Source organism: Acidovorax soli, assembly GCF_900107605.1.
GTDB classification, from domain to species: Bacteria; Pseudomonadota; Gammaproteobacteria; order Burkholderiales; family Burkholderiaceae_C; genus Acidovorax; species Acidovorax soli.
Genome location: NZ_FNQJ01000003.1, coordinates 58,610 through 78,103, shown reverse-complemented (window position 1 = coordinate 78,103; position 19,494 = coordinate 58,610). Strand labels below are relative to the sequence as shown.

20 protein-coding genes are annotated in these 19,494 nt (G+C 65.6%); 9 read left to right on the top strand and 11 right to left on the bottom strand.

The window, feature by feature from the left end:
- Nucleotides 1–21: 21 nt before the first annotated feature.
- Nucleotides 22–1,497, bottom strand: a complete 1,476-nt coding sequence (locus tag BLW02_RS03580) for an N-acetylmuramoyl-L-alanine amidase (protein WP_092697069.1) — start codon at nt 1,495–1,497, stop codon at nt 22–24.
- Nucleotides 1,494–2,021 (bottom strand): tRNA (adenosine(37)-N6)-threonylcarbamoyltransferase complex ATPase subunit type 1 TsaE, encoded by a 528-nt coding sequence (gene tsaE, locus BLW02_RS03575; RefSeq protein ID WP_092697068.1) that lies wholly within the window; start codon nt 2,019–2,021, stop codon nt 1,494–1,496. Before tsaE ends, BLW02_RS03580 begins: the two co-directional genes overlap by 4 nt.
- A gap of 12 nt (nt 2,022–2,033) precedes the next feature.
- Here tsaE and queG point away from each other — a divergent pair, with 12 nt between their 5' ends.
- Nucleotides 2,034–3,083: a tRNA epoxyqueuosine(34) reductase QueG gene (gene queG, locus BLW02_RS03570; protein ID WP_092697067.1), complete on the top strand. Its 1,050-nt coding sequence runs from the start codon at nt 2,034–2,036 to the stop codon at nt 3,081–3,083.
- Between the two features lie 142 nt (nt 3,084–3,225).
- Here the strand turns inward: queG and BLW02_RS03565 are convergent, their stop codons facing one another.
- Nucleotides 3,226–4,131 carry an AEC family transporter gene (locus BLW02_RS03565; RefSeq protein ID WP_092697066.1) on the bottom strand — a complete coding sequence of 302 codons (906 nt, stop codon included), beginning with the start codon at nt 4,129–4,131 and terminating at the stop codon, nt 3,226–3,228.
- A 124-nt stretch (nt 4,132–4,255) separates the two neighbouring features.
- Between BLW02_RS03565 and BLW02_RS03560 the strand changes: the two genes are divergently transcribed.
- The 3 genes from BLW02_RS03560 (at nt 4,256) to BLW02_RS03550 (ending at nt 7,254) form a co-directional block, all read left to right on the top strand.
- The gene (locus tag BLW02_RS03560; protein ID WP_092697065.1) at nt 4,256–5,218 is read left to right on the top strand and encodes a tripartite tricarboxylate transporter substrate binding protein BugE; all 963 of its coding nucleotides are present in this window, start codon (nt 4,256–4,258) and stop codon (nt 5,216–5,218) included.
- A gap of 80 nt (nt 5,219–5,298) precedes the next feature.
- A complete protein-coding gene (gene xerD / locus BLW02_RS03555) occupies nt 5,299–6,198 on the top strand; it encodes a site-specific tyrosine recombinase XerD (protein ID WP_092697064.1) in 900 nt (299 codons plus the stop codon).
- 69 nt (nt 6,199–6,267) lie between these two features.
- Nucleotides 6,268–7,254, top strand: a complete 987-nt coding sequence (locus tag BLW02_RS03550) for a Bug family tripartite tricarboxylate transporter substrate binding protein (protein ID WP_092697063.1) — start codon at nt 6,268–6,270, stop codon at nt 7,252–7,254.
- A gap of 50 nt (nt 7,255–7,304) precedes the next feature.
- On the opposite strand, the gene BLW02_RS03545 is transcribed toward BLW02_RS03550, so the two are convergent.
- Nucleotides 7,305–8,588 (bottom strand): EAL and HDOD domain-containing protein, encoded by a 1,284-nt coding sequence (locus BLW02_RS03545; protein ID WP_092697062.1) that lies wholly within the window; start codon nt 8,586–8,588, stop codon nt 7,305–7,307.
- Nucleotides 8,589–9,003: 415 nt separating this feature from the next.
- Entirely contained in the window at nt 9,004–9,807 is an 804-nt protein-coding gene (locus BLW02_RS03540; protein ID WP_092697061.1) for a ferritin-like domain-containing protein, read from the bottom strand.
- A gap of 84 nt (nt 9,808–9,891) precedes the next feature.
- On the opposite strand from BLW02_RS03540, the gene BLW02_RS03535 reads away from it, so the two are divergent.
- Complete coding sequence (locus tag BLW02_RS03535) at nt 9,892–10,416, top strand: gamma carbonic anhydrase family protein (protein WP_092697060.1); 525 nt, start codon at nt 9,892–9,894, stop codon at nt 10,414–10,416.
- 37 nt (nt 10,417–10,453) lie between these two features.
- Complete coding sequence (hslO, locus tag BLW02_RS03530; protein ID WP_092697059.1) at nt 10,454–11,446, top strand: Hsp33 family molecular chaperone HslO; 993 nt, start codon at nt 10,454–10,456, stop codon at nt 11,444–11,446.
- On the opposite strand, the gene BLW02_RS03525 is transcribed toward hslO, so the two are convergent.
- The 5 genes from BLW02_RS03525 to BLW02_RS03505 form a co-directional block, all read right to left on the bottom strand.
- A complete protein-coding gene (locus BLW02_RS03525; RefSeq protein WP_092697058.1) occupies nt 11,412–11,951 on the bottom strand; it encodes a hypothetical protein in 540 nt (179 codons plus the stop codon). The two genes, hslO and BLW02_RS03525, sit on opposite strands and share 35 nt — an antisense overlap.
- Nucleotides 11,952–11,968: 17 nt before the next feature.
- A complete protein-coding gene (locus BLW02_RS03520) occupies nt 11,969–12,247 on the bottom strand; it encodes a septum formation initiator family protein (protein ID WP_026436361.1) in 279 nt (92 codons plus the stop codon).
- Nucleotides 12,248–12,370: 123 nt separating this feature from the next.
- A complete protein-coding gene (eno, locus tag BLW02_RS03515) occupies nt 12,371–13,657 on the bottom strand; it encodes a phosphopyruvate hydratase (protein ID WP_092697057.1) in 1,287 nt (428 codons plus the stop codon).
- Between the two features lie 97 nt (nt 13,658–13,754).
- Nucleotides 13,755–14,612 carry a 3-deoxy-8-phosphooctulonate synthase gene (gene kdsA, locus BLW02_RS03510; RefSeq protein WP_092697056.1) on the bottom strand — a complete coding sequence of 286 codons (858 nt, stop codon included), beginning with the start codon at nt 14,610–14,612 and terminating at the stop codon, nt 13,755–13,757.
- Nucleotides 14,613–14,623: 11 nt separating this feature from the next.
- Nucleotides 14,624–16,282 carry a CTP synthase gene (locus BLW02_RS03505; RefSeq protein ID WP_092697055.1) on the bottom strand — a complete coding sequence of 553 codons (1,659 nt, stop codon included), beginning with the start codon at nt 16,280–16,282 and terminating at the stop codon, nt 14,624–14,626.
- Nucleotides 16,283–16,373: 91 nt separating this feature from the next.
- Between BLW02_RS03505 and coaBC the strand changes: the two genes are divergently transcribed.
- The 3 genes from coaBC (at nt 16,374) to BLW02_RS03490 (ending at nt 18,921) form a co-directional block, all read left to right on the top strand.
- Nucleotides 16,374–17,591: a bifunctional phosphopantothenoylcysteine decarboxylase/phosphopantothenate--cysteine ligase CoaBC gene (gene coaBC, locus BLW02_RS03500; protein WP_092697054.1), complete on the top strand. Its 1,218-nt coding sequence runs from the start codon at nt 16,374–16,376 to the stop codon at nt 17,589–17,591.
- Between the two features lie 145 nt (nt 17,592–17,736).
- Nucleotides 17,737–18,183, top strand: a complete 447-nt coding sequence (gene dut, locus BLW02_RS03495) for a dUTP diphosphatase (RefSeq protein WP_092697053.1) — start codon at nt 17,737–17,739, stop codon at nt 18,181–18,183.
- Nucleotides 18,184–18,390: 207 nt separating this feature from the next.
- Nucleotides 18,391–18,921, top strand: coding sequence for an outer membrane lipoprotein (locus BLW02_RS03490; protein ID WP_092697052.1), 531 nt, complete (start codon nt 18,391–18,393; stop codon nt 18,919–18,921).
- 43 nt (nt 18,922–18,964) lie between these two features.
- Here BLW02_RS03490 and BLW02_RS03485 read toward each other — a convergent pair whose 3' ends face one another.
- Nucleotides 18,965–19,489: an FKBP-type peptidyl-prolyl cis-trans isomerase gene (locus BLW02_RS03485; protein ID WP_092697051.1), complete on the bottom strand. Its 525-nt coding sequence runs from the start codon at nt 19,487–19,489 to the stop codon at nt 18,965–18,967.
- Between the last annotated feature and the right edge of the window lie 5 nt (nt 19,490–19,494).

Below are 19,494 nucleotides of genomic sequence, written 5' to 3'. Positions count from 1 at the left end.
AGCAGGATGAATGGATCGACTCTAAACCGACCGGCTGCGCGCCAGCGGCGGGTTCTTGGCGAAATAGCGCGTGATGCCGCGCATCAGCGCGTCCGCCAGCTGCACCTGGTAGGCGCTGCTGCGCAGGCGCGCTTCTTCCTCGGGGTTGCTGATGAAGGCGGTTTCGACCAGCACGCTCGGAATGTCGGGCGCCTTGAGCACGGCAAAGCCGGCCTGCTCCACGCGCGGCTTGTGCAGCTTGCCCACGTTGCCGATTTCGCCCAGCAGCACGGTGCCCAGCTTGAGGCTGTCGTTGATCTGCGCCGTGGTGCTCATATCGAGCAGGGCACGCTGCACATGCTGGTCTTTCGACTGCATGTTCAGGCCACCCACCAGGTCGGCCTGGTTTTCCTTGTTCGCCAGCCAGCGCGCAGCGGTGCTGGAGGCGCCGCCCTGGCTCAGTGCAAACACGCTGGCACCGCGCGCTGCGGGCGTGGTGAAGGCGTCGGCGTGGATGCTGACAAACAGGTCGGCCTGCACGCGCCGCGCTTTCTCGACACGGGTGCCCAGCGGCACGAAGTAGTCGCCATCGCGCGTGAGGTAGGCGCGCATGGGGTTGCCGCCCACGGTTGTGGCGTTGATGCGGTCGCGCAGCAGGTGGGCCACGCGCAGCACCACGTCTTTCTCGCGGGTGCCGGCCGGGCCGATGGCGCCGGGGTCTTCGCCGCCATGGCCGGGGTCCAGCGCCACGATGATGATGCGGTCGGTCTGCTGGGTACTGGCCCGGGAGCTGCCGGTGCTGCGTGCCGGCGGTGTGGTGGGCTGTGCCGGGGCGGGGGCTGTGGCGGTGACCACGGCCGGGGACGCTTCGGGTGGCAGCGCACGCGTGGCGCGCTGGGTCATCAGCTCACCCAGGGGGTCTGTCTCGGCAGAGGGCGAGGCTGCGGCGGTGGCGTGTGGCGCCGCGCCGGCCCGGGTGCCAGCGGGCGCTGTGGCCACAGCCGGGGCAGCAGGTGCATCCCGCAGGCGCTCGGCAATCAGGGCTTCCAGCGGGTCCACGGGCTGTGCAGGGTACAGGTCCAGCACCAGCCGGTGGCCGTAGGCGGCCACGGGCGTCAGCGTGAAGACCTGGGGCATGGCGGCTTGCTTGAGGTCGATCACCAGGCGCACCACCCCTGGTGTGTTCTGGCCCACGCGGATGCCGGCAATGTTGGGGTCGTCGGCCTTGACCTTGGCCACCAGTTCGCGCAACTCGGGGCTGAGGTCGATGCCTTCGATGTCCACTGCCAGGCGGGGTGGGGTGGTGACGAACAACTGCTTGGTGGTCAGTTGCCCATCGGATTCGATGGTGACGCGCGAATACTCGGGCGCGGGCCACACGCGCACCGCCACGATCGTGGCGCCCCGCGCTATCTGCTGCGTGCCCAGCAGCAGCACCAGGCTGCCGGCCTGCAGCACGGTGCGGCGCGATGGGGCGGAAGGCTTTGCAGGCCGTGGCTGGCCGGTGGCAGGGGTCATGCGGTCATTCCTTGCAGCAGGCTGCGGCCCAGGGGGGTGGGGGCATGCAGCGTGACTTTCCTTTCGGTGTCATCAATTGCTTCAATGTGTATAGCAAGGTCCGAAGGCGGGGTAAGTGCTGCAGCCTTCTCTGGCCATTCTGCCAGCTTGAGGCCCGGGCTGGCAAAAATATCCCGGAAACCCGCATCTTCCCATTCGCGCGGGTCGTCAAAGCGGTAGAAGTCAAAGTGCCAGATCGCCAGGCCCGGGGCTTCGTGCGGCTCGACCACGGCGTAGGTGGGGCTCTTGATGCGCCCCTGCACGCCCAGGGCGCGCAGCAGGTGGCGCACCAGGGTGGTCTTGCCGGCGCCCAGGTCGCCATGCAGCGTGAGGAAGGCATTGGCCAGCAGGGGCTGTGCTGCCAGGGCGCGGGCAAAGGCTGCCGTGTCGTCCTCGCTGTGCCAGGTCAGCACACGCGGGGTGTTGGCGGGAGCCTCGGCGGTGGCAGTTTCTACAATCCGGCCGATATGTGGTGCAACAGTCAACTCGTTCCTCAATTGCGGGATTGGGCCCGCGAACTGGGATTTTCCCAAATTGGCGTGGCGGGGGTGGATTTGTCCGCGTCCGAGCCCGGGTTGATGCAATGGCTGGCGCAAGGGTTCCATGGCGACATGCATTACATGGCGGCGCACGGCCTCAAGCGCGCCCGCCCGGCCGAACTGGTGCCGGGCACCGTGAGCGTGATCACCGCGCGCATGGACTACCTGCCGCGCGTTACGCCAGTGCAGGCGCCCGAGGGCTGGCAGGCCATCGAGCTGGCGCGCCTTTCGCGGCCCGAGGAGGGCATTGTGTCGGTGTATGCCCGGGGGCGCGACTACCACAAGGTGCTGCGCGCGCGCCTGCAAAAGCTCAGCGACCGCATTGCCGAGGCCATAGGCCCTTTCGGCCACCGCGTGTTCACCGATTCGGCGCCGGTGCTGGAGGCCGAACTGGCCTCGCGCAGCGGCCAGGGCTGGCGCGGCAAGCACACGCTGGTGCTCAACCGCGAGGCGGGTTCGATGTTTTTTCTGGGCGAGATCTACGTGGACATGGCCCTGCCGCCGAGCGAGCCTGTCAGCGCGCACTGCGGCAGCTGCAGCGCCTGTATCGATGTGTGCCCCACGCAGGCCATCATTGCGCCGCACCGGCTGGATGCGCGGCGCTGCATCTCGTACCTCACCATCGAGCACGCGGGGCCGATCCCTGTGGAGCTGCGCCCGCTGATGGGCAACCGCATCTATGGTTGTGACGACTGCCAGCTGATCTGCCCCTGGAACAAGTTCGCCCAGGTCAGCCGCCTGCCGGATTTTGACGAGCGCAACGGGCTGGCGGGCCAGCAGCTGGTGCACCTGTTTGCCTGGGACGAGGCCACATTTTTGCGCATGACCGAGGGCGGCCCCATCCGCCGCATCGGCCATGAGCGCTGGCTGCGCAACGTGGCCGTGGCGCTGGGCAACGCGCTGCACGCCACGGGCGACGAGGCCTTGCGTGCGGCGCTGCAGTCGCGGGCCGAGGACGCCAGCGCACTGGTGCGCGAGCATGTGGCCTGGGCGCTGGGGCTTGAATGACAAGTGCCGCTGGCGCTGGTCGGGTAAGTGCTGGCAGCTATCAAAACGGGAATTTCATTCCCTGGCCAGTAGCACCGTGGTTGGCAGCGTGCCGGCGTGCGGGAGCTGGGGCGGCGTGGGTCGGGTGTGCACGCCTGGACATTCATCGCAAAAAACCCAGCGCAAAGGGCAGGCTGACCATGCCCAGCAGGGTCGAAAGCGTCACCAGACCTGCCACATAGGGCCCGTTGTAGCCCATGCGCGCCGCCAGCACGTAGCAGGTGGACGCGGTGGGCAGGGCGGAAAAAGCCAGCAGCACGGTGGTCTGCACCGGGTTGAGCTCGAACAGGCGCGCCATGCCGAAGGCAATGAGCGGCTGCGCCAGGAGGCGGATGGACAGCACGGCGGTGCTCAGCATCTTGCTGCGCGTGAGCAGGCCGAACTGCATGCCCGCGCCTGCTGCCATCAGCCCCAACGCCAGCGAGGCAGCGCTGATGCGGCTCACGGTGGGTTCCAGCCACACGGGGATGCGAAAGCCCAGCAGGTTGGCCACCAGTCCCGATGCGGTGGCGACGATGAGCGGGTTGCGCAGCAGCTCGCGTGCAAAGCCGTGCTGGCCGTGGCGTGCCATGGGCCACACGGCCGCCACGTTGAACAGGGGCACGCAGACACCGATCAGCACGGCAATCATCAGCAGGCCTTGCGCCCCGGCCAGCCGCTCGGCCAGCGCCAGGCCGATGAAGGAATTGAAGCGGAACGCCACCTGGGCGCTGGCCGCATGGTCACGGGCGTCCAGCCGCTTGCCGAGCCAGGGCCAGTGCGGCAGGCTGTAGGCCAGTGCAATGCCGGCCAGGCCCGACAGCACCCCCGCGCCGATCAGGCCGGAGGCGGCCCGAACGTCCACCGGGCTTTTCACGATGGACTGGAACAGCAGCACGGGAAACAGCAGGTAGTACACCAGGCTCTCCACCGGCTGCCAGACCGAACGGTTCAGGGCGGTGTAGCGGCAGACCAGGTAGCCAAAGAGGATGAGGGTGAAGTCGGGGAGAAGGAGCTGGGCGTAATTCACGGCGCCGAGAATACCTGATGGGGCTGTTGGCTGCGGGTTAGCCCCTATGGGGAATCCATGGGCGAGGCGTACACGTATTGCGCATACCATTGGCCGGTCTGTCACCCTCACAAAGGAGAACTGAATGCATCGTCGTCAATGGCTCGCTCTCACCCTCGCGGCCGCTGCTGGCACCGCCGCGGCCCAGGGCTATCCCACCAAGATCATCAAGCTGCAGGTGCCCTTTGCACCCGGTGGCACCACCGACATCATCGCCCGCGTCATTGCCGACCCGCTGGGCCGTGCGCTGGGCCAGAGCGTGATCGTGGAAAACAAGTCGGGCGGCGGCGGCATCGTGGGCGCCAACGAGACGGCCAAGTCGGCACCCGATGGCTACACGCTCGGCGTGGCCACGGTGTCCACCACGGCGGCCAACCCGGCCATCAACCCCAAGACGCCGTACAACCCGCTGACCGATTTCACGCCCATCATCAACATCGCGGCCACGCCCAACATCATTGCGGTGCACCCCAGCTTCGCAGCCAAGGACTACAAGTCGTTCGTGGCCGAGGTCAAGAAGTCGCCTGGCAAATACTCGTATGCCTCGTCGGGCACGGGCGGCATCGGCCACCTGCAGATGGAGCTGTACAAGAACCTCTCGGGCACCTTCGTGACCCACATCCCCTACCGCGGTGCAGGCCCCGCACTGAACGACACCGTGGCCGGCCAGGTGCCCATGATCTTTGACAACCTGCCTTCGGCGCTGCCTTTCATCAAGGAGAACCGCCTGGTGCCCATCGTGGTGGCCGCACCCCAGCGCGTGGCGGCCTTGCCCAATGTGCCCACCTTCAAGGAGCTGGGCCTGGAGCCGGTGAACCGCATGGCCTACTACGGCATCGTGGGCCCCAAGGGGCTGCCCAAGGATATCGTCGACAAGGTCAATGCCGCCGTGCGCAAGGCGCTGGAAGATCCGGCCGTGAAAAAACGCATCGAAGACACGGGCTCGCTCATCGTGGGCAACACGCCGGAGCAGTTCAGCGCGCAGATCAAGGCCGAGTACGCGGTCTACAAGGACGTGGTGGCCAAGCAGAAACTCACGCTGGAATAATCCCCCACCTTGCCCCCTGCAGCCGCCCGCACCACCGGGCGGCTTTTTTACGTGCTATGGTTTTTTGAACAGATTCTTACATGCTCGCAGCCAGCCTGACCGCCATCGATACCTTTGTGGATGCCCTGTGGCTGGAGGATGGCCTGGCGCGCAATACGCTGGCGGCCTACCGGCGTGACCTCACGCTGTACGCCACCTGGCTGGCGCAGCAGCAGCCCGCGCTGGCGCTGGATGGCACGGCCGAGCACCACTTGCAGGCCTACTTTGCCGAGCGCCATGCCCAGACGCGGGCCACGTCGGCCAACCGGCGCCTGACGGTGCTGCGGCGTTATTTCCACTGGGCGCTGCGCGAGCGGCGCATCCGCGCCGATCCCACGGTGCGGCTGGAGGCGGCGCGCCAGCCGCTGCGCGTGCCCAAAACCCTGTCGCAGGCGCAGGTCGAGGCCCTGCTGAACGCCCCCGACGTGGGCACCCCGCTGGGCCTGCGCGACCGCACCATGCTGGAGCTGATGTACGCCAGCGGCCTGCGTGTGACCGAGCTGGTCACGCTCAAGACCTTTCAACTCGGCCTGAATGAAGGCGTGCTGCGGGTGATGGGCAAGGGCAGCAAGGAACGTCTGGTGCCGTTTGGCGAGGAGGCCCGGCTATGGATCGAGCGCTACCTGCAGGAATCGCGTGGCGTGATCCTGGGCGGCCAGCAGACCGAGGACCTGTTTGTCACCCAGCGCGGCGCCGGCATGACGCGCGTGAGTTTCTGGATGATCGTCAAGAAATGGGCCGCGGTGGCGGGCATCACGGTGCCGCTGTCGCCGCATACGCTGCGCCATGCCTTTGCCACCCATCTGCTCAACCATGGCGCAGACCTGCGGGTGGTGCAGCTGCTGCTCGGCCATGTCGATATCTCCACCACCACCATCTACACCCATGTGGCGCGCGAGCGCCTGAAGGCGCTGCACGAACGCCACCATCCACGGGGGTGAAAAGTGCGCGGGCGCAGCCCCGTGATCTGCGCGAAAATCGCTCTTTTCCCGATTTTTGAAAGCCCCGCAATGCCATTCCAAAGCCGTCGCCGCCTGCTGGCCTCTCTGTGCCTGAGCGCCCTGGCGCCCCTGGGCCACGCCCAGTCGCAAGCGGCAGCCTGGCCTGCCAAACCCATCCGCATCGTGGTGGCCTACCCCGCGGGAGGGGTGAGCGACACGGTGGCGCGCGCACTGGCAGACAAGCTGGCAGTGCAGCTGGGCACCCCGGTGGTGATTGAAAACAAGGCCGGCGCCAGCGGCAGCATTGGCGTGGATGCGGTGGCCAAGGCCGCCCCTGACGGCTACACCCTGGGCTTTGCCTCCATCAGTCCGCTGGCGCTCAACCCGCACCTGGGCAAGTCGCCCTTTGATCCGAAAAAGGACATCGCCCCCGTGGTCAGCGTGATGTATTCGCCGGTGCTGCTGCTGGGCACGCCCGCCAGCAAGGCGCGCGACTTCCGCGATCTGCTGGCCACCGCGCGCGCCAAACCTGGCGAGATTCGCTGGACCACCTCGGGCCCGGCCTCGCTGGGCCACATCATGCTGGAGCAGATCATGGCCAGCGCCCAGGTGCAGATCACCCACGTGCCTTACAAAGGGGGTGGCCAGCAGATGAACGATGCGCTCGGCGGGCAGTTCGAGGTGCTTTCCACCAATGCCGGCCCGGCCGTGCTGCAGCATGTGAAGTCGGGCAAGCTCAAGGCCCTGGCGGTGGGCGCGCCCGCACGGCTCGACAGCCTGCCCGATGTGCCCACGCTGGCGGAGCTGGGGCTGCCGGCCGCGAACATGTCGTCGCTGTTCGGCATCTATGCGCCGGCGCAAACCCCTGCCGCCGTGCTGGCCCGGCTCAATGCCGAGCTGAACAAGGCGCTGGCGCAGCCCGACATCCGCAACAAGCTCGATGCCACCGACAACGTGCCGACGGGTGGAACGGCGGCCGAGTTTGCCCGCCAGATCGCGCTGGAATCCGAGAACAACGCCCGCATCATCCGCAGTGCAGGTATCCAGGGCAACTGAGCCCGGGGCTCAAGCCGCTGCGGTTCCGTCCGGGCGGCGCTGCCGCCGGATTACTCTTCGCCCAGGCTCTCGGCCCAGGTCAGGGCCTGCAGGTGGGCCCAGTTGACTTGGCGGTTGGACAGGTGCAGGGCCTCTGCTGCCTTGGCGAATGCCACTTCGTCGCCGCTTTCGCAGGCCTGCGTGAGTTCAAGAAACGGCGCAAACACGCCCGTGCCATGCAGCAGCGCATCCGTCACGGGCTCTGGCAATGCCACCGAGGCGAGGGCTTTTTCGAGCGGCACGCCCAGCATCACATCGAGCAGCGAGAAAACGCCCACGACAAAGGCGTTGTCGCATTCTTCGGGGGGCAGCAGTTCGGCCGCCAGCAGTTCCATGAGCCGGCCCCGCACTACCGCCGTGGTGCCTATGGCTGGCGGCGCGCCACCCGCGCGCGAGGTGGTCATGAGCAAGGCGGCCCAGCGGAACAGTTTTTTGAGCCCCAGGATCATGACCGCATGGCGGAACGAGGTGACCTCGCACGACAGGCCAAAACCCGAGGAGTTGATGAAGCGCAGCAGGTTGAAAGATAGCGTGGGGTCTTTCTTGAGCAGGTCTTCAATTTCAGCGGTGCTGGCCTGTTTGTGCACCAGGTTGATCAACTGGATGATGGTCGCCCGGGAGGGGCGGATGGTGGTGGCCTTGACCAGCGAGGGCTTGGCGAACCAGTAGCCCTGGAACAGCTGGACCCCCAGGTCCGCCATCAGCTGATACTGCTCGGAGGTTTCCACTTTCTCCGCCACCAGCGTGGCCTGGCTGTGGATACTGGCAAATTTGACCAGCGTGCCCGCCAGTTCGGGCTTGAAGGCCTGCATGTCCAGCTTGATGAAGCCTGCCAGCGGCAGCCACGAGACGTAGCTGGGCTTGAGCACGTTCTGGTCGAAGGCCAGCCGGAAACCGCGGGTGCGCAGGGCGTCCAGCGTGGCAACCCGGGCTTCGATGTCCTCGGCCGTGGCGCTATCGGCAAGCGGGGGAACCTCCAGCACCACCTTGTCGGGGTGGATGAGCTCCAGATGACCGCCTGCCAGGCTTTCGTGCGTGCAGTTGATGAACACCGTTTTCTTGCCGACCAGGGCTTCGGTGCCAGCATGCGACAGGGCGTTGAACAGCAGTGCGGCATCGCTGGCTGCGGTGTGGGAGTTCGATGCCGTGGTGCGGTCGAACAGCTCGTAGCCATAGACCGCACGGTTGGCATCCACGATGGCCTGGCGCGCGATGATGGCCAGATTTTCGTTCTCTGTGCCATCGGATGCGGTGACTGCGGCTGCCGGGATGTCTTGTTCGTGGGTGCTCGACATGGGTGTCGCTGGTCAGGGGTTGCGGGAGAGGTTCCGGGGCATTCTAGACCGGGGCCGCTGCTCGGGAGATCAATCCGTGCGCTGGTCCGCCCAGGCGAGTGCCTGCAGATGGGCCAGGTTGATGCACGGGTGATGCCGGCCTGCGAGGCCGGGAGCAGTTTGGCCTCGGTGAGCGCGGGGCGGGCGAACCGGTATCCCTGGAACGGATTGCCACCTCGGCGCCAGCGGTGTGGCACAGGGGATATTTCGAGCATGACCTTGTCGGGGTCCACCCATTCGAGGTGGCCCCGTCGGGCTTTCGTGGGTGCCATTGACAAAGATGGGCTTCTTGCCCACCAGCGCTTCGGTGCCCGCGCAGGAGGACACACGCGGCCTCTGGCGATGGTGGAAAAAACCGGTGATCGGGGTGCCTCGATCAGCCCTGCTGCAACCACAGCAATTCGGCTTCGGTAAAGCCCGCGCTGCGGCGCGCGGCCTCGTTGAACGGTGGCTTGAGCCGCGGCGCCTCGTACTGGCGCACCAGCTCGCCGTACAGGGTTTCGGGGTCCAGCCCCTGGCGCGCGCACAGCCAGCGGTACCAGTGGTTGCCAATGGCGACGTGGCCCACCTCATCGTGCAGGATGGTGTCGAGGATGCCTGCGGCTGCCAGGGCATCGGGCGTGCCCACCTGGCGCAGCTTGCGCTGTATTTGCGGCGTGGCATCGAGCCCGCGCGCTTCCATGGTGCGCGGCACCAGGGCCATGCGGGCCACGATGTCGTGCTGGGTCTTCTCGCACATGGTCCACAGGCCCTGGTGGGCCGGGAAATCGCCGTAGTCATGGCCCTGTCGGCGCAGGTGGTCGCGCAGCAGCCGAAAGTGCCTGGCCTCTTCGGCCGCCACGCGCAACCAGTCGAGGTAATAGGCCTGCGGCATGCCGTCAAAACGCCAGACCGCATCGAGGGCCAGGTTGATCGCGTTGAACTCGATGTGTGCGATGGCGTGGATGAGAACGGCGCGGCCTTCGGCCGTGGCCGGGGAGCGGCGAGCGACCTCGGTGTGACGCAGCAATGCCGGGCGCTCGGGATGGCCGGGCAGGGCGCAGGCATCCACCGGGACAGTGGGGGTTTGTTCTGCTATTGAAAACGTAGCTGCTTGCGCATGAAAATCAATTGCTGCGGCCGTTTTTTGTTCTGGGTCTGAGAGGCACAAGACCTGCAGTGCACGTTGGCGAAGCTCCATCCTTACAATTCTAGGCCCTGCACTGCGGGCCAGAGCACATGCTCTGTCACCAACAGGCAGATCCATTTTTACGGAGTATGGTGCATGGCGATTTACGAACTGGATGGCGCGGCTCCCCGTGTGGCGGATTCGGCCTGGGTGGCCGACAGTGCGCAGGTGATCGGCAACGTCACGCTGGGCGAGGACGCCAGCGTGTGGTTTGGCACCGTGGTGCGCGGCGATACGGAGGCCATCACCATCGGTGCGGGTTCCAACATCCAGGACGCGAGCGTGCTGCATGCCGACTTCGGCAAGCCGCTGGTGGTGGGTGAGCGCGTGACCGTGGGCCACCAGGTCATGCTGCACGGCTGCACCATTGGCGACGAAACACTGATCGGCATCGGCGCCATCGTGCTCAACGGCGCCAGGATCGGCAAGAACTGCCTAGTGGGCGCGGGCGCGCTGGTGACCGAGGGCAAGGAGTTTCCGGATGGTTCCATGATCATCGGCAGCCCTGCCCGAGCCGTGCGCGAACTCAGCCCCGAGCAGATCGAGGGCTTGCGCCAGAGTGCCCGGCACTACATGGACAACGCACGCCGCTTTCAAAACGGCCTGCACAGAATCGGCTGAATGCCGCTGCCGATTTATTTCTCCGGGAATCCCCTGCGTGTCTGAACTCCACAAGTTTCTTTTCGATGGCATGCCCGTGCGCGGCATGCTGGTGCGCCTGACCGAGGCCTGGACCGACATCCTGCAGCGCCGCGCCAGCAACACCGCCACCGGCCCCTATCCCGCGCCTGTGCGCGAGCTGCTGGGCGAAATGGCCGCTGCCGGCGTGCTGATGCAGTCGAACATCAAGTTCAACGGTGCACTGGTGCTGCAGGTGTTTGGCGACGGCCCGGTCAAGCTGGCCGTGGCCGAGGTGCAGTCCGACCTGAGCCTGCGTGCCACCGCCACGGTCAACGGCCCCGTGGCCGACGGTGCGCGCCTGAGCCAGATGCTCAATGTGGCGGGCGGCGGGCGCTGCGCCATCACGCTCGACCCCAAGGACCGCCACCCGGGCCAGCAACCCTACCAGGGCGTGGTGCCATTGCATGGCGATCAGCATGAAAAGCTTGAGCGCCTGTCGGATGTGCTGCAGCACTACATGCTGCAATCCGAGCAACTCGATACCGTGCTGGTGCTGGCGGCCAACGACACCGTGGCGGCCGGCCTGCTGATCCAGCGCATGCCCCTCAAGGGTGAGGGCAACCTGGCGGCAGGCCTGACGCACCGCGAGAATGAAGACCAGATCGGCCGCAACGAGGACTACAACCGCATTGCCCACCTGGCATCGAGCCTGACCCGCGAGGAACTGCTGACCCTGGATGTGGACACCATCCTGCGCCGCCTCTTCTGGGAAGAAAAGCTGCTGCGTTTCGAGCCGCAGCAGGGTGAAACCGGGCCCCGCTTTGCCTGCAGTTGCAGCCGCGAACGCGTGGGCAACATGCTGCGCAACCTGGGCCGGGACGAGATCGAGAGCATTCTGGCCGAGCGCGACGATGTCGAGGTGGGCTGCGAATTCTGTGGGCAGCAGTACCGCTTCGACGCGGTGGATGCGGCGCAGATCTTTGTCTCGCCGGCCGTCAGCCAGCCTCCGGTGTCTCCCGGAATCCAGTAAGCCCTGCGACGCGTTGGGCCGTGCCCCGGCCGGCAAGGGTGCTGAACAGGCGGTGCTCGCAGTCGGGGTCGCTGCATTTCTCGCAATCCCAGGCGCGCAGGCGCATGGGCTTGTCGTCAAGCTGGTTTCTTGCGCTTTTTGATCGTGCTTTTGTTGCTACTGCTTCAATAGCGTGCAATGCATTGTCGATGCGTTGGGCCCCCTGGCCGTACACCACCTGGTAGCGCACGGCCGCATCTGTCAGCAGGGCGCGCAGGCGTGCGTCGAAAGCCTCGCGCCGCGCTTGCTCGGGTGCGGGGCAGGGCGCATCCAGGCCCATCAGCAAGGTGATGGCGGCGCTGTGCAGGGTGTGGCGCATCGCGTCGGGCAGATGCGGGGCATCTGCCAGTGCAATGGCCTGGGCCGTGAGCGTGGCATCGGCGAGACGGAGGTTCAGGGCCTCGGCCAGTTCGGCCGTGCCGGTGCCGGGGGCCCCCAGCAGGGCAATGGTCTGCGGCGCAGGCAAGATGACGGCCTGGCGGTTCAGCGGGGTGTGTATTGCACGTAGACCTCGTTGGGCTTGACCATGCCCAGCTCGCTGCGTGCCTTTTCTTCCACCATGTCCAGCCCCTCCTTGAGGTCGTGCACCTCGGAGTTCAGGCGTTCGTTGGCCTGGCGGGCCTGGTCGTTGGCGGCTGTCTGCGTGGCCAGCTGGCGCTGCATCTCCTGCACGCGCGGAATGCTGCCCCGCCCCAGCCAGAGCTGGGCGTGCAGGGCTGCCAGCAGGGCCAGCAGGACAACGGGAACCAGACGGGACACCATGGCTTAAATGGTACGCCTGGAAAGGAGGTGTGTGCCATCCGTTGCACCCAGCCACTGCCCCACCGCCACAGGGCGTACGGGGGCCGTGGGGCGAGCGCAGCGGAGCCAGGCGCTTGGCATGCTTCAGCGCAGGTTGTAGAACGCAGCGCGGCCAGGGTAGTGGGCGATTTCACCCAGGTCTTCTTCGATGCGCAGCAGCTGGTTGTATTTGGCGATACGGTCCGAACGCGACAGCGAGCCGGTCTTGATCTGGCCGGCATTGGTGCCCACGGCGATGTCGGCGATGGTGCTGTCTTCGGTTTCACCCGAGCGGTGCGAGATCACGGCGGTGTAGCCGGCGCGCTTGGCCATCTCGATGGCGGCAAAGGTTTCGGTCAGGGTGCCGATCTGGTTGATCTTGATGAGGATCGAATTGCCGATGCCCTTGTCGATGCCTTCGTTCAGGATCCTGGTGTTGGTGACGAACAGGTCGTCGCCCACCAACTGCACGTTCTTGCCCAGGCGTTCGGTCAGGATCTTCCAGCCGTCCCAGTCGCCTTCGTGCATGCCGTCTTCGACGCTGATGATGGGGTACTTGTCGCACCATGATGCCAGCATGTCGGTCCATTGCTGGGCGGTGAGCTTCAGGCCGCCTTCACCTTCGAGCACATACATGCCGTCCTTGTAGAACTCGCTGGCCGCGCAATCGAGGCCCAGGGCAATCTGCTCGCCTGCGGTGTAGCCGGCGGCTTCGATGGCCTGCAGGATGAGCTGGATGGCAGCTTCGTGGTTTTCCACCGATGGCGCAAAGCCGCCTTCGTCGCCCACGGCGGTGCTCATGCCCTTGTCGTGGATGATCTTTTTCAGCGCGTGGAACACCTCGGCGCCCCAGCGCACGGCCTCGCGAAAGCTCGGTGCACCCACGGGGATGATCATGAATTCCTGCAGGTCCAGGCTGTTGTTGGCGTGCGCACCGCCGTTGATGACGTTCATCATGGGCACGGGCAGTTGCATGCTGCCCATGCCGCCCAGGTAGCGGTACAGCGGCAGGCCCGATTCTTCGGCCGCAGCGCGGGCCACGGCCATCGACACGGCCAGCATGGCGTTGGCGCCCAGGCGGCTCTTGTTCTCGGTGCCGTCGAGGTCGATCAGGGTCTTGTCCAGAAAGCCTTGCTCCGAAGCGTCCAGGCCCAGCACGGCTTCGGAGATTTCGGTGTTGATGTGTTCCACGGCCTTGAGCACGCCCTTGCCCAGGTAGCGGCTCTTGTCGCCGTCGCGCAGCTCGATGGCTTCGCGCGAGCCGGTGGATGCGCCCGAGGGCACGGCGGCACGGCCCATCACGCCCGACTCAAGCAGCACGTCGCATTCGACGGTGGGGTTGCCGCGGCTGTCCAGCACTTCGCGGCCTACGATGTCAACAATGGCACTCATGGTTTTCCTTGGATGGGAAGTTTAAAATTTTTCAGGCCATCTTGGCCTGTAGCGCTTATGGGGTAATCGCTTCTAGCTACCAAAAATATACTGCCAATCAGGCGTCGAAGTGGTTCTCAAGGAACCCGCTCTTCTTGGTCACGTCGTCCAGCGCCACCAGGGTTTCCAGCAGGGCCCTCATGTGCTTGAGCGGCACGGCGTTCGGCCCGTCCGACCAGGCCTCGGCCGGCTTGGGGTGGGTTTCCATGAACAGGCCCGCCACGCCCACAGCCACACCGGCGCGGGCCAGCACCGGCACCATGTCGCGGGCGCCGCCGCTCACGGCGCCCAGGCCGCCGGGTTTTTGCACCGAGTGGGTCACGTCGAACACCACGGGCGCGCCGGACTTGCGCATTTCGGCCAGGCTGGCCATGTCGGCCACGAGGTTGTTGTAGCCAAAGCTCACGCCGCGCTCGCAGGCGAGGAAGCGGTCTTCCGACAGGCCCACCTCCGCCGCAGCCGCGCGGGCCTTGTCGATGACGTTCTTCATGTCCCAGGGCGCGAGGAACTGGCCCTTCTTGATGTTCACCGGCTTGCCGCTTTGCGCCACGGCGCGGATGAAATCCGTCTGGCGGCACAGGAAGGCGGGCGTTTGCAGCACATCGACCACGCTGGCCACCTCGGCCACCTGGGATGCGTCGTGCACATCGGTCAAGATGGGCAGCTGCAACTGGCGGCGCACCTCGTCCAGGATCTTCAGGCCCGCTTCCAGGCCCACGCCGCGCTGGCTTGTGCCAGACGAGCGGTTGGCCTTGTCGAACGAGCCTTTGTAGATCAGGGGAATGCCCAGCGCAGTGCAGGCCTCCTTGAGCTGGCCGGCAACGTCCAGCGACATCTGCAGGCCTTCGATGGAGCAGGTGCCCGCGATCAGGAAGAAGCGCTGGTCGAGGCCGACGTTGAATCCGCACAGTTGCATGGTAGTTTCCCTCAGGCTTGCGCCGCTTGCTTCTGGTGTTCCACGGCCGCCTCGATGAAGGCGTTGAACAGCGGGTGGCCGTTCCAGGGCGTTGACTTGAACTCGGGGTGGAACTGCACGCCGATGAACCAGGGATGCACAGCGCTGGGCAACTCGACGATTTCGGTGAGCTGCTCGCGCTGCGTCAGGGCTGAAATCACCAGGCCCGCCTTGCGCAGCTGGTCCAGGTAGTTCACGTTGGCTTCGTAACGGTGGCGGTGGCGCTCGGTCACCACGTCGCCGTAGATGCTGTGGGCCAGTGAGCCCTTTTGCACATCCGAGCTTTGCGCGCCCAGGCGCATGGTGCCGCCCAGGTCCGAGTTTTCGTCGCGTTTTTTGATGGTACCGTCCGCATCCTTCCACTCGGTGATCAGGGCGATCACGGGGTGGGGCGTTGTGGGATCGAACTCGGTGCTGTTGGCGTTGGCCAGGCCCGCCACATGGCGCGCGTATTCGATGGTGGCCACCTGCATCCCCAGGCAGATGCCCAGGTAGGGCACTTTGTGCTCGCGGGCAAACTGGGCCGTGCTGATCTTGCCTTCCACTCCGCGGCTGCCGAAGCCGCCGGGGACCAGAATCGCGTCGTACCGGGCCAGTTTTTCAGCGGCGTTGGCGTGGTCGATGGTTTCGGAGTCCAGGTGCTCGATCTTCACGCGCACATGGTTTTTCATGCCCGCGTGGCGCAGTGCCTCGTTGACGGACTTGTAGCTGTCCGACAGATCCACGTACTTGCCTACCATGGCGATGGTGACTTCGCCCCGGGGGTGTTCGGTTTCATACACCAGCTCGTCCCAGCGCTTGAGGCTGGTGGGCGGGGTGTTCAGGCGCAGCTTGTCGCAGATCAGGCCATCGAGGCCCTGCTCGTGCAGCATGCGGGGCACCTTGTAGATGGTGTCCACATCCCACATGCTGATCACACCCCATTCGGGCACGTTGGTGAACAGCGAAATCTTCTCGCGCTCTTCTTCGGGCACCGGCTTCTGTGCACGGCACAGCAGGGCGTCGGGCTGGATGCCGATCTTGCGCAGCTCCTGCACGGTGTGCTGCGTGGGCTTGGTCTTGAGCTCGCCGGCCGCGGCAATCCAGGGCAGGTAGGTGAGGTGCACAAAAGCCGAGTTGTTGGGGCCCAGCTTGAGGCTCAACTGGCGCACGGCTTCAAGGAACGGCAGCGATTCGATATCGCCCACGGTGCCACCCACTTCGCAAATGGCCACGTCCACCGCATCCTCGGTGCCAATGCCGGCACCGCGCTTGATGTATTCCTGGATTTCGTTGGTGACATGCGGGATGACCTGCACGGTCTTGCCCAGGTAGTCGCCACGGCGCTCTTTTTCGAGCACCGACTGGTAAATCTTGCCGGTGGTGAAGTTGTTGGACTTCTTCATGCGCGTTTCAATGAAACGCTCGTAGTGGCCCAGATCGAGGTCGGTTTCCGCGCCGTCGTCGGTCACGAAAACCTCGCCGTGCTGGAACGGCGACATGGTGCCCGGATCTACGTTGATGTAGGGGTCAAGCTTGATGAGGGTGACTTTGAGTCCCCGCGATTCGAGGATCGCGGCAAGGGAGGCTGAGGCGATTCCCTTACCGAGGGAAGACACCACACCGCCGGTGACGAAGACAAATTTGGTCATGTCTTTTTTGGTGGTGGGAAATCGGAATTATAGATGGCCCCCCGGCAAGCGGGGTCGGCGGGGCCTTCTGCCGTCTGCTAAATTCGCGTCCATGAATGAGCTTGCTGGCAAACACATTGTTCTGGGTCTGAGCGGGGGCGTGGCTTGCTACAAGGCGGCTGACTTGTGCCGCCAGCTCATCAAGGAGGGTGCCACCGTGCAGGTGGTGATGACCGAGGCGGCGGAGCAATTCATCACGCCGGTGACCATGCAGGCCTTGTCGGGGCGGCCGGTCTATGGCTCGCAGTGGGACACGCGCGAGGCCAACAACATGCCCCACATCAACCTGAGCCGCGAGGCCGATGCCATTGTGATTGCGCCGTGCAGCGCCGATTTCGTGGCGCGCCTGGCACAGGGGCGGGCCGATGAATTGCTGAGCCTGCTGTGCCTGGCGCGGCCCACGGGGCGCGTGCCGCTGCTGCTGGCGCCGGCCATGAACCGCGAGATGTGGGCCCACCCGGCCACCCAGCGCAACCTGGCCCAGGTGGCACAGGATGGCGCCGTGGTGCTGGGCGTGGGCCATGGCGACCAGGCCTGCGGTGAGACGGGCGACGGGCGCATGCTCGAACCCCTGGAGCTGCTGGACGAGCTGGTGGCTTTTTTTGCGCCCAAGCTGCTGTCGGGCCGCAAGGTGCTGATCACGGCGGGCCCGACCTTCGAAGCGATCGATCCGGTGCGCGGCATTACCAATCTGTCGAGCGGCAAGATGGGCTTTGCCATTGCGCGTGCCGCCCGGGAGGCGGGCGCCGAGGTCGCTTTGGTCGCGGGACCCGTGCATCTGCCAACGCCCCGTGGTGTGCACCGCGTGGATGTGCAATCGGCACAGGAAATGCTTGCGGCGGTTGAACAGCGTGCGCAGGCAGCTTCCGTTTTCATCGCGACAGCGGCAGTGGCCGACTGGCGGCCTGCCATGCCCTCCACCCAGAAGATCAAGAAGGATGGCTCGGGCCAGATGCCGGTGCTGGGTTTTGTTGAAAACGCCGACATCCTGGCGACCGTGGCCCAGTCGCAGCATGCGCTGGTGGGCGACCTGTATTGCGTCGGGTTCGCGGCCGAAAGCCACGATCTGCTGCAGCACGCCACGGCCAAGCGCCAGCGCAAGGGCGTGCCGCTGCTGGTGGGCAATATCGGCCCCGCCACCTTCGGGCAGGACGACAATGCCCTGCTGCTGGTGGATGCGCAGGGGCATCGCGAGCTGCCCCGGGCCTCCAAGCGTGTACTGGCCCAACAGCTGATTGCCGAGATCGCCCGGCGCCTGCCTCCCCGGTGAATCCGCAAGCGCAGGCCGTGGGTGCCTGGCCGGTGCGCGGCAGTGGTTCGCACCGCCGGCACTGTGACTCTCATGCGGGGCAAGTGCTCACGGACGAGCCCCGAATGTTCCCGCACTCCCACCACTACGCATCAGAAAGCAAGAAGTGAAGATTGACGTCAAGATTCTCGATCCGCGCATGGCCGAACAGTTGCCGGCCTATGCCACGCCGGGCAGCGCGGGCCTGGACCTGCGGGCCTGCCTGGATGCGCCCCTGGTGCTGGCCCCCAATGCCTGGCATCTGGTGCCCACGGGCATCGCCGTGTTCATCCGAGACCCCGGTTACGCTGCGCTGATCCTGCCCCGCTCGGGGCTGGGGCACAAACATGGCATCGTTCTGGGTAATCTGGTGGGTCTGATCGACAGCGATTACCAGGGGCAGCTCATGGTCAGTGCCTGGAATCGCAGCACGGTGCCCTTCACGCTAGAGCCCATGGAGCGGTTGGCCCAGCTGGTGATTGTTCCTGTGGTGCAGGCGCGGTTCAATGTGGTGACCGAGTTCGAGGCCACCACGCGCGGCGAGGGCGGCTACGGCTCCACCGGCAAGGGGTGAGTGGCGACGGGTGGCCCTGGGGCCGTTTTTGTACCATCGGTGTGTCGGCGCATTCCTACGCGGTGCAGAGCTCCAGGCCGACCTTTGCGTTCGTACTTCACCGTCCCGGGGAACCTCGGGCCCATGCTTCAATCGATTCACTGGGTGGCTAGGGGCAATGACTTCGCCACGGCCTGCCACCACTGGAATATTTCAAGGAGAACCCCTATGCGCAAGATCACACGTTTCGCCACACTGGCAGGCTCTGCCCTTTTGCTGGGAGCGCTGGCCGCATGTGCGCCGCAGCAGCCTTACCCCTCGCAATACCCAACCCAATACCCTTCGGGCGGATATTCCTCCGGGGGTTACCAGAGCAATGCGCCGATCTATTCGAACCAGCCCATGGGCACCGAGTATGGACGTGTGGCCAACATTGAAGTGCTGCAGGCGCGCAGCCAGGGGCAGACCACCGGTGTCGGTGCCGTGCTGGGCGCCGTGGTGGGCGGGGTGCTGGGCAACCAGGTGGGTGGGGGCTCGGGCCGCACTGCCGCCACAGCGGTGGGCGCGGTCGGTGGCGCATTGGCAGGAAATGCCATCGAAGGGCGCAACCGCGATGCCGGTGGCGCAGAGGTACAAGGCTACCGCATCTCGATTCAGCTCGACCAGGGGGGCTATCGTTCCTATGACGTGAGCCATCCGGGCGACCTGCGCCCTGGTGACCGGGTGCGTCTCTACAACGGCCAGATTTCCCGGCTGTAAATAGCAGGCACACCACGGCGGCCGCAGCCGGCCGCCGTGGCATTCAATGCAGCAGCGAGTTGCCAGGCGCCTGGGGCTGAATCCGAAAGAAGCCCGTGCCTGCAGTGCCTTTGCCAATCTCGTCTTCGGTGGCTTCGCGCACCCCCCGCACCGTGAGTTGCAGCCGCAGTGCAATGCCGGCAAGAGGGTGGTTCCCGTCCAGTACCACATGGTCTGGATAGATTTCCGTCACGGTGTAGAGCCCGCTGCGGGGCGCAGAAGGGTTGACGCCCTCCGGCAGCGCGCTGCCGTCGAACGTCATGCCTTCTTCGATTTCGGGGGGGAAGAGGTTGCGGGGTTCCAGGAACAGCAATTGATCGTCGAAGTCGCCAAAGGCATCCTCGGGTTCGAGGTGGAGCGCAAGTGTGGCGCCAGGGCCGTGGCCTTGCAGGGCTTCCTCTATCCGTTGCAGCAGGTCATCGCCGCCCACCAGGAATTCGACAGGGTCATCGAGCACGTCGAGTTCTTCGCCGAGGGTGTCTTTCAGGGTCCACGTCAGTGCGACCACGCATTGTTGGGTAATTTCCATAGGAG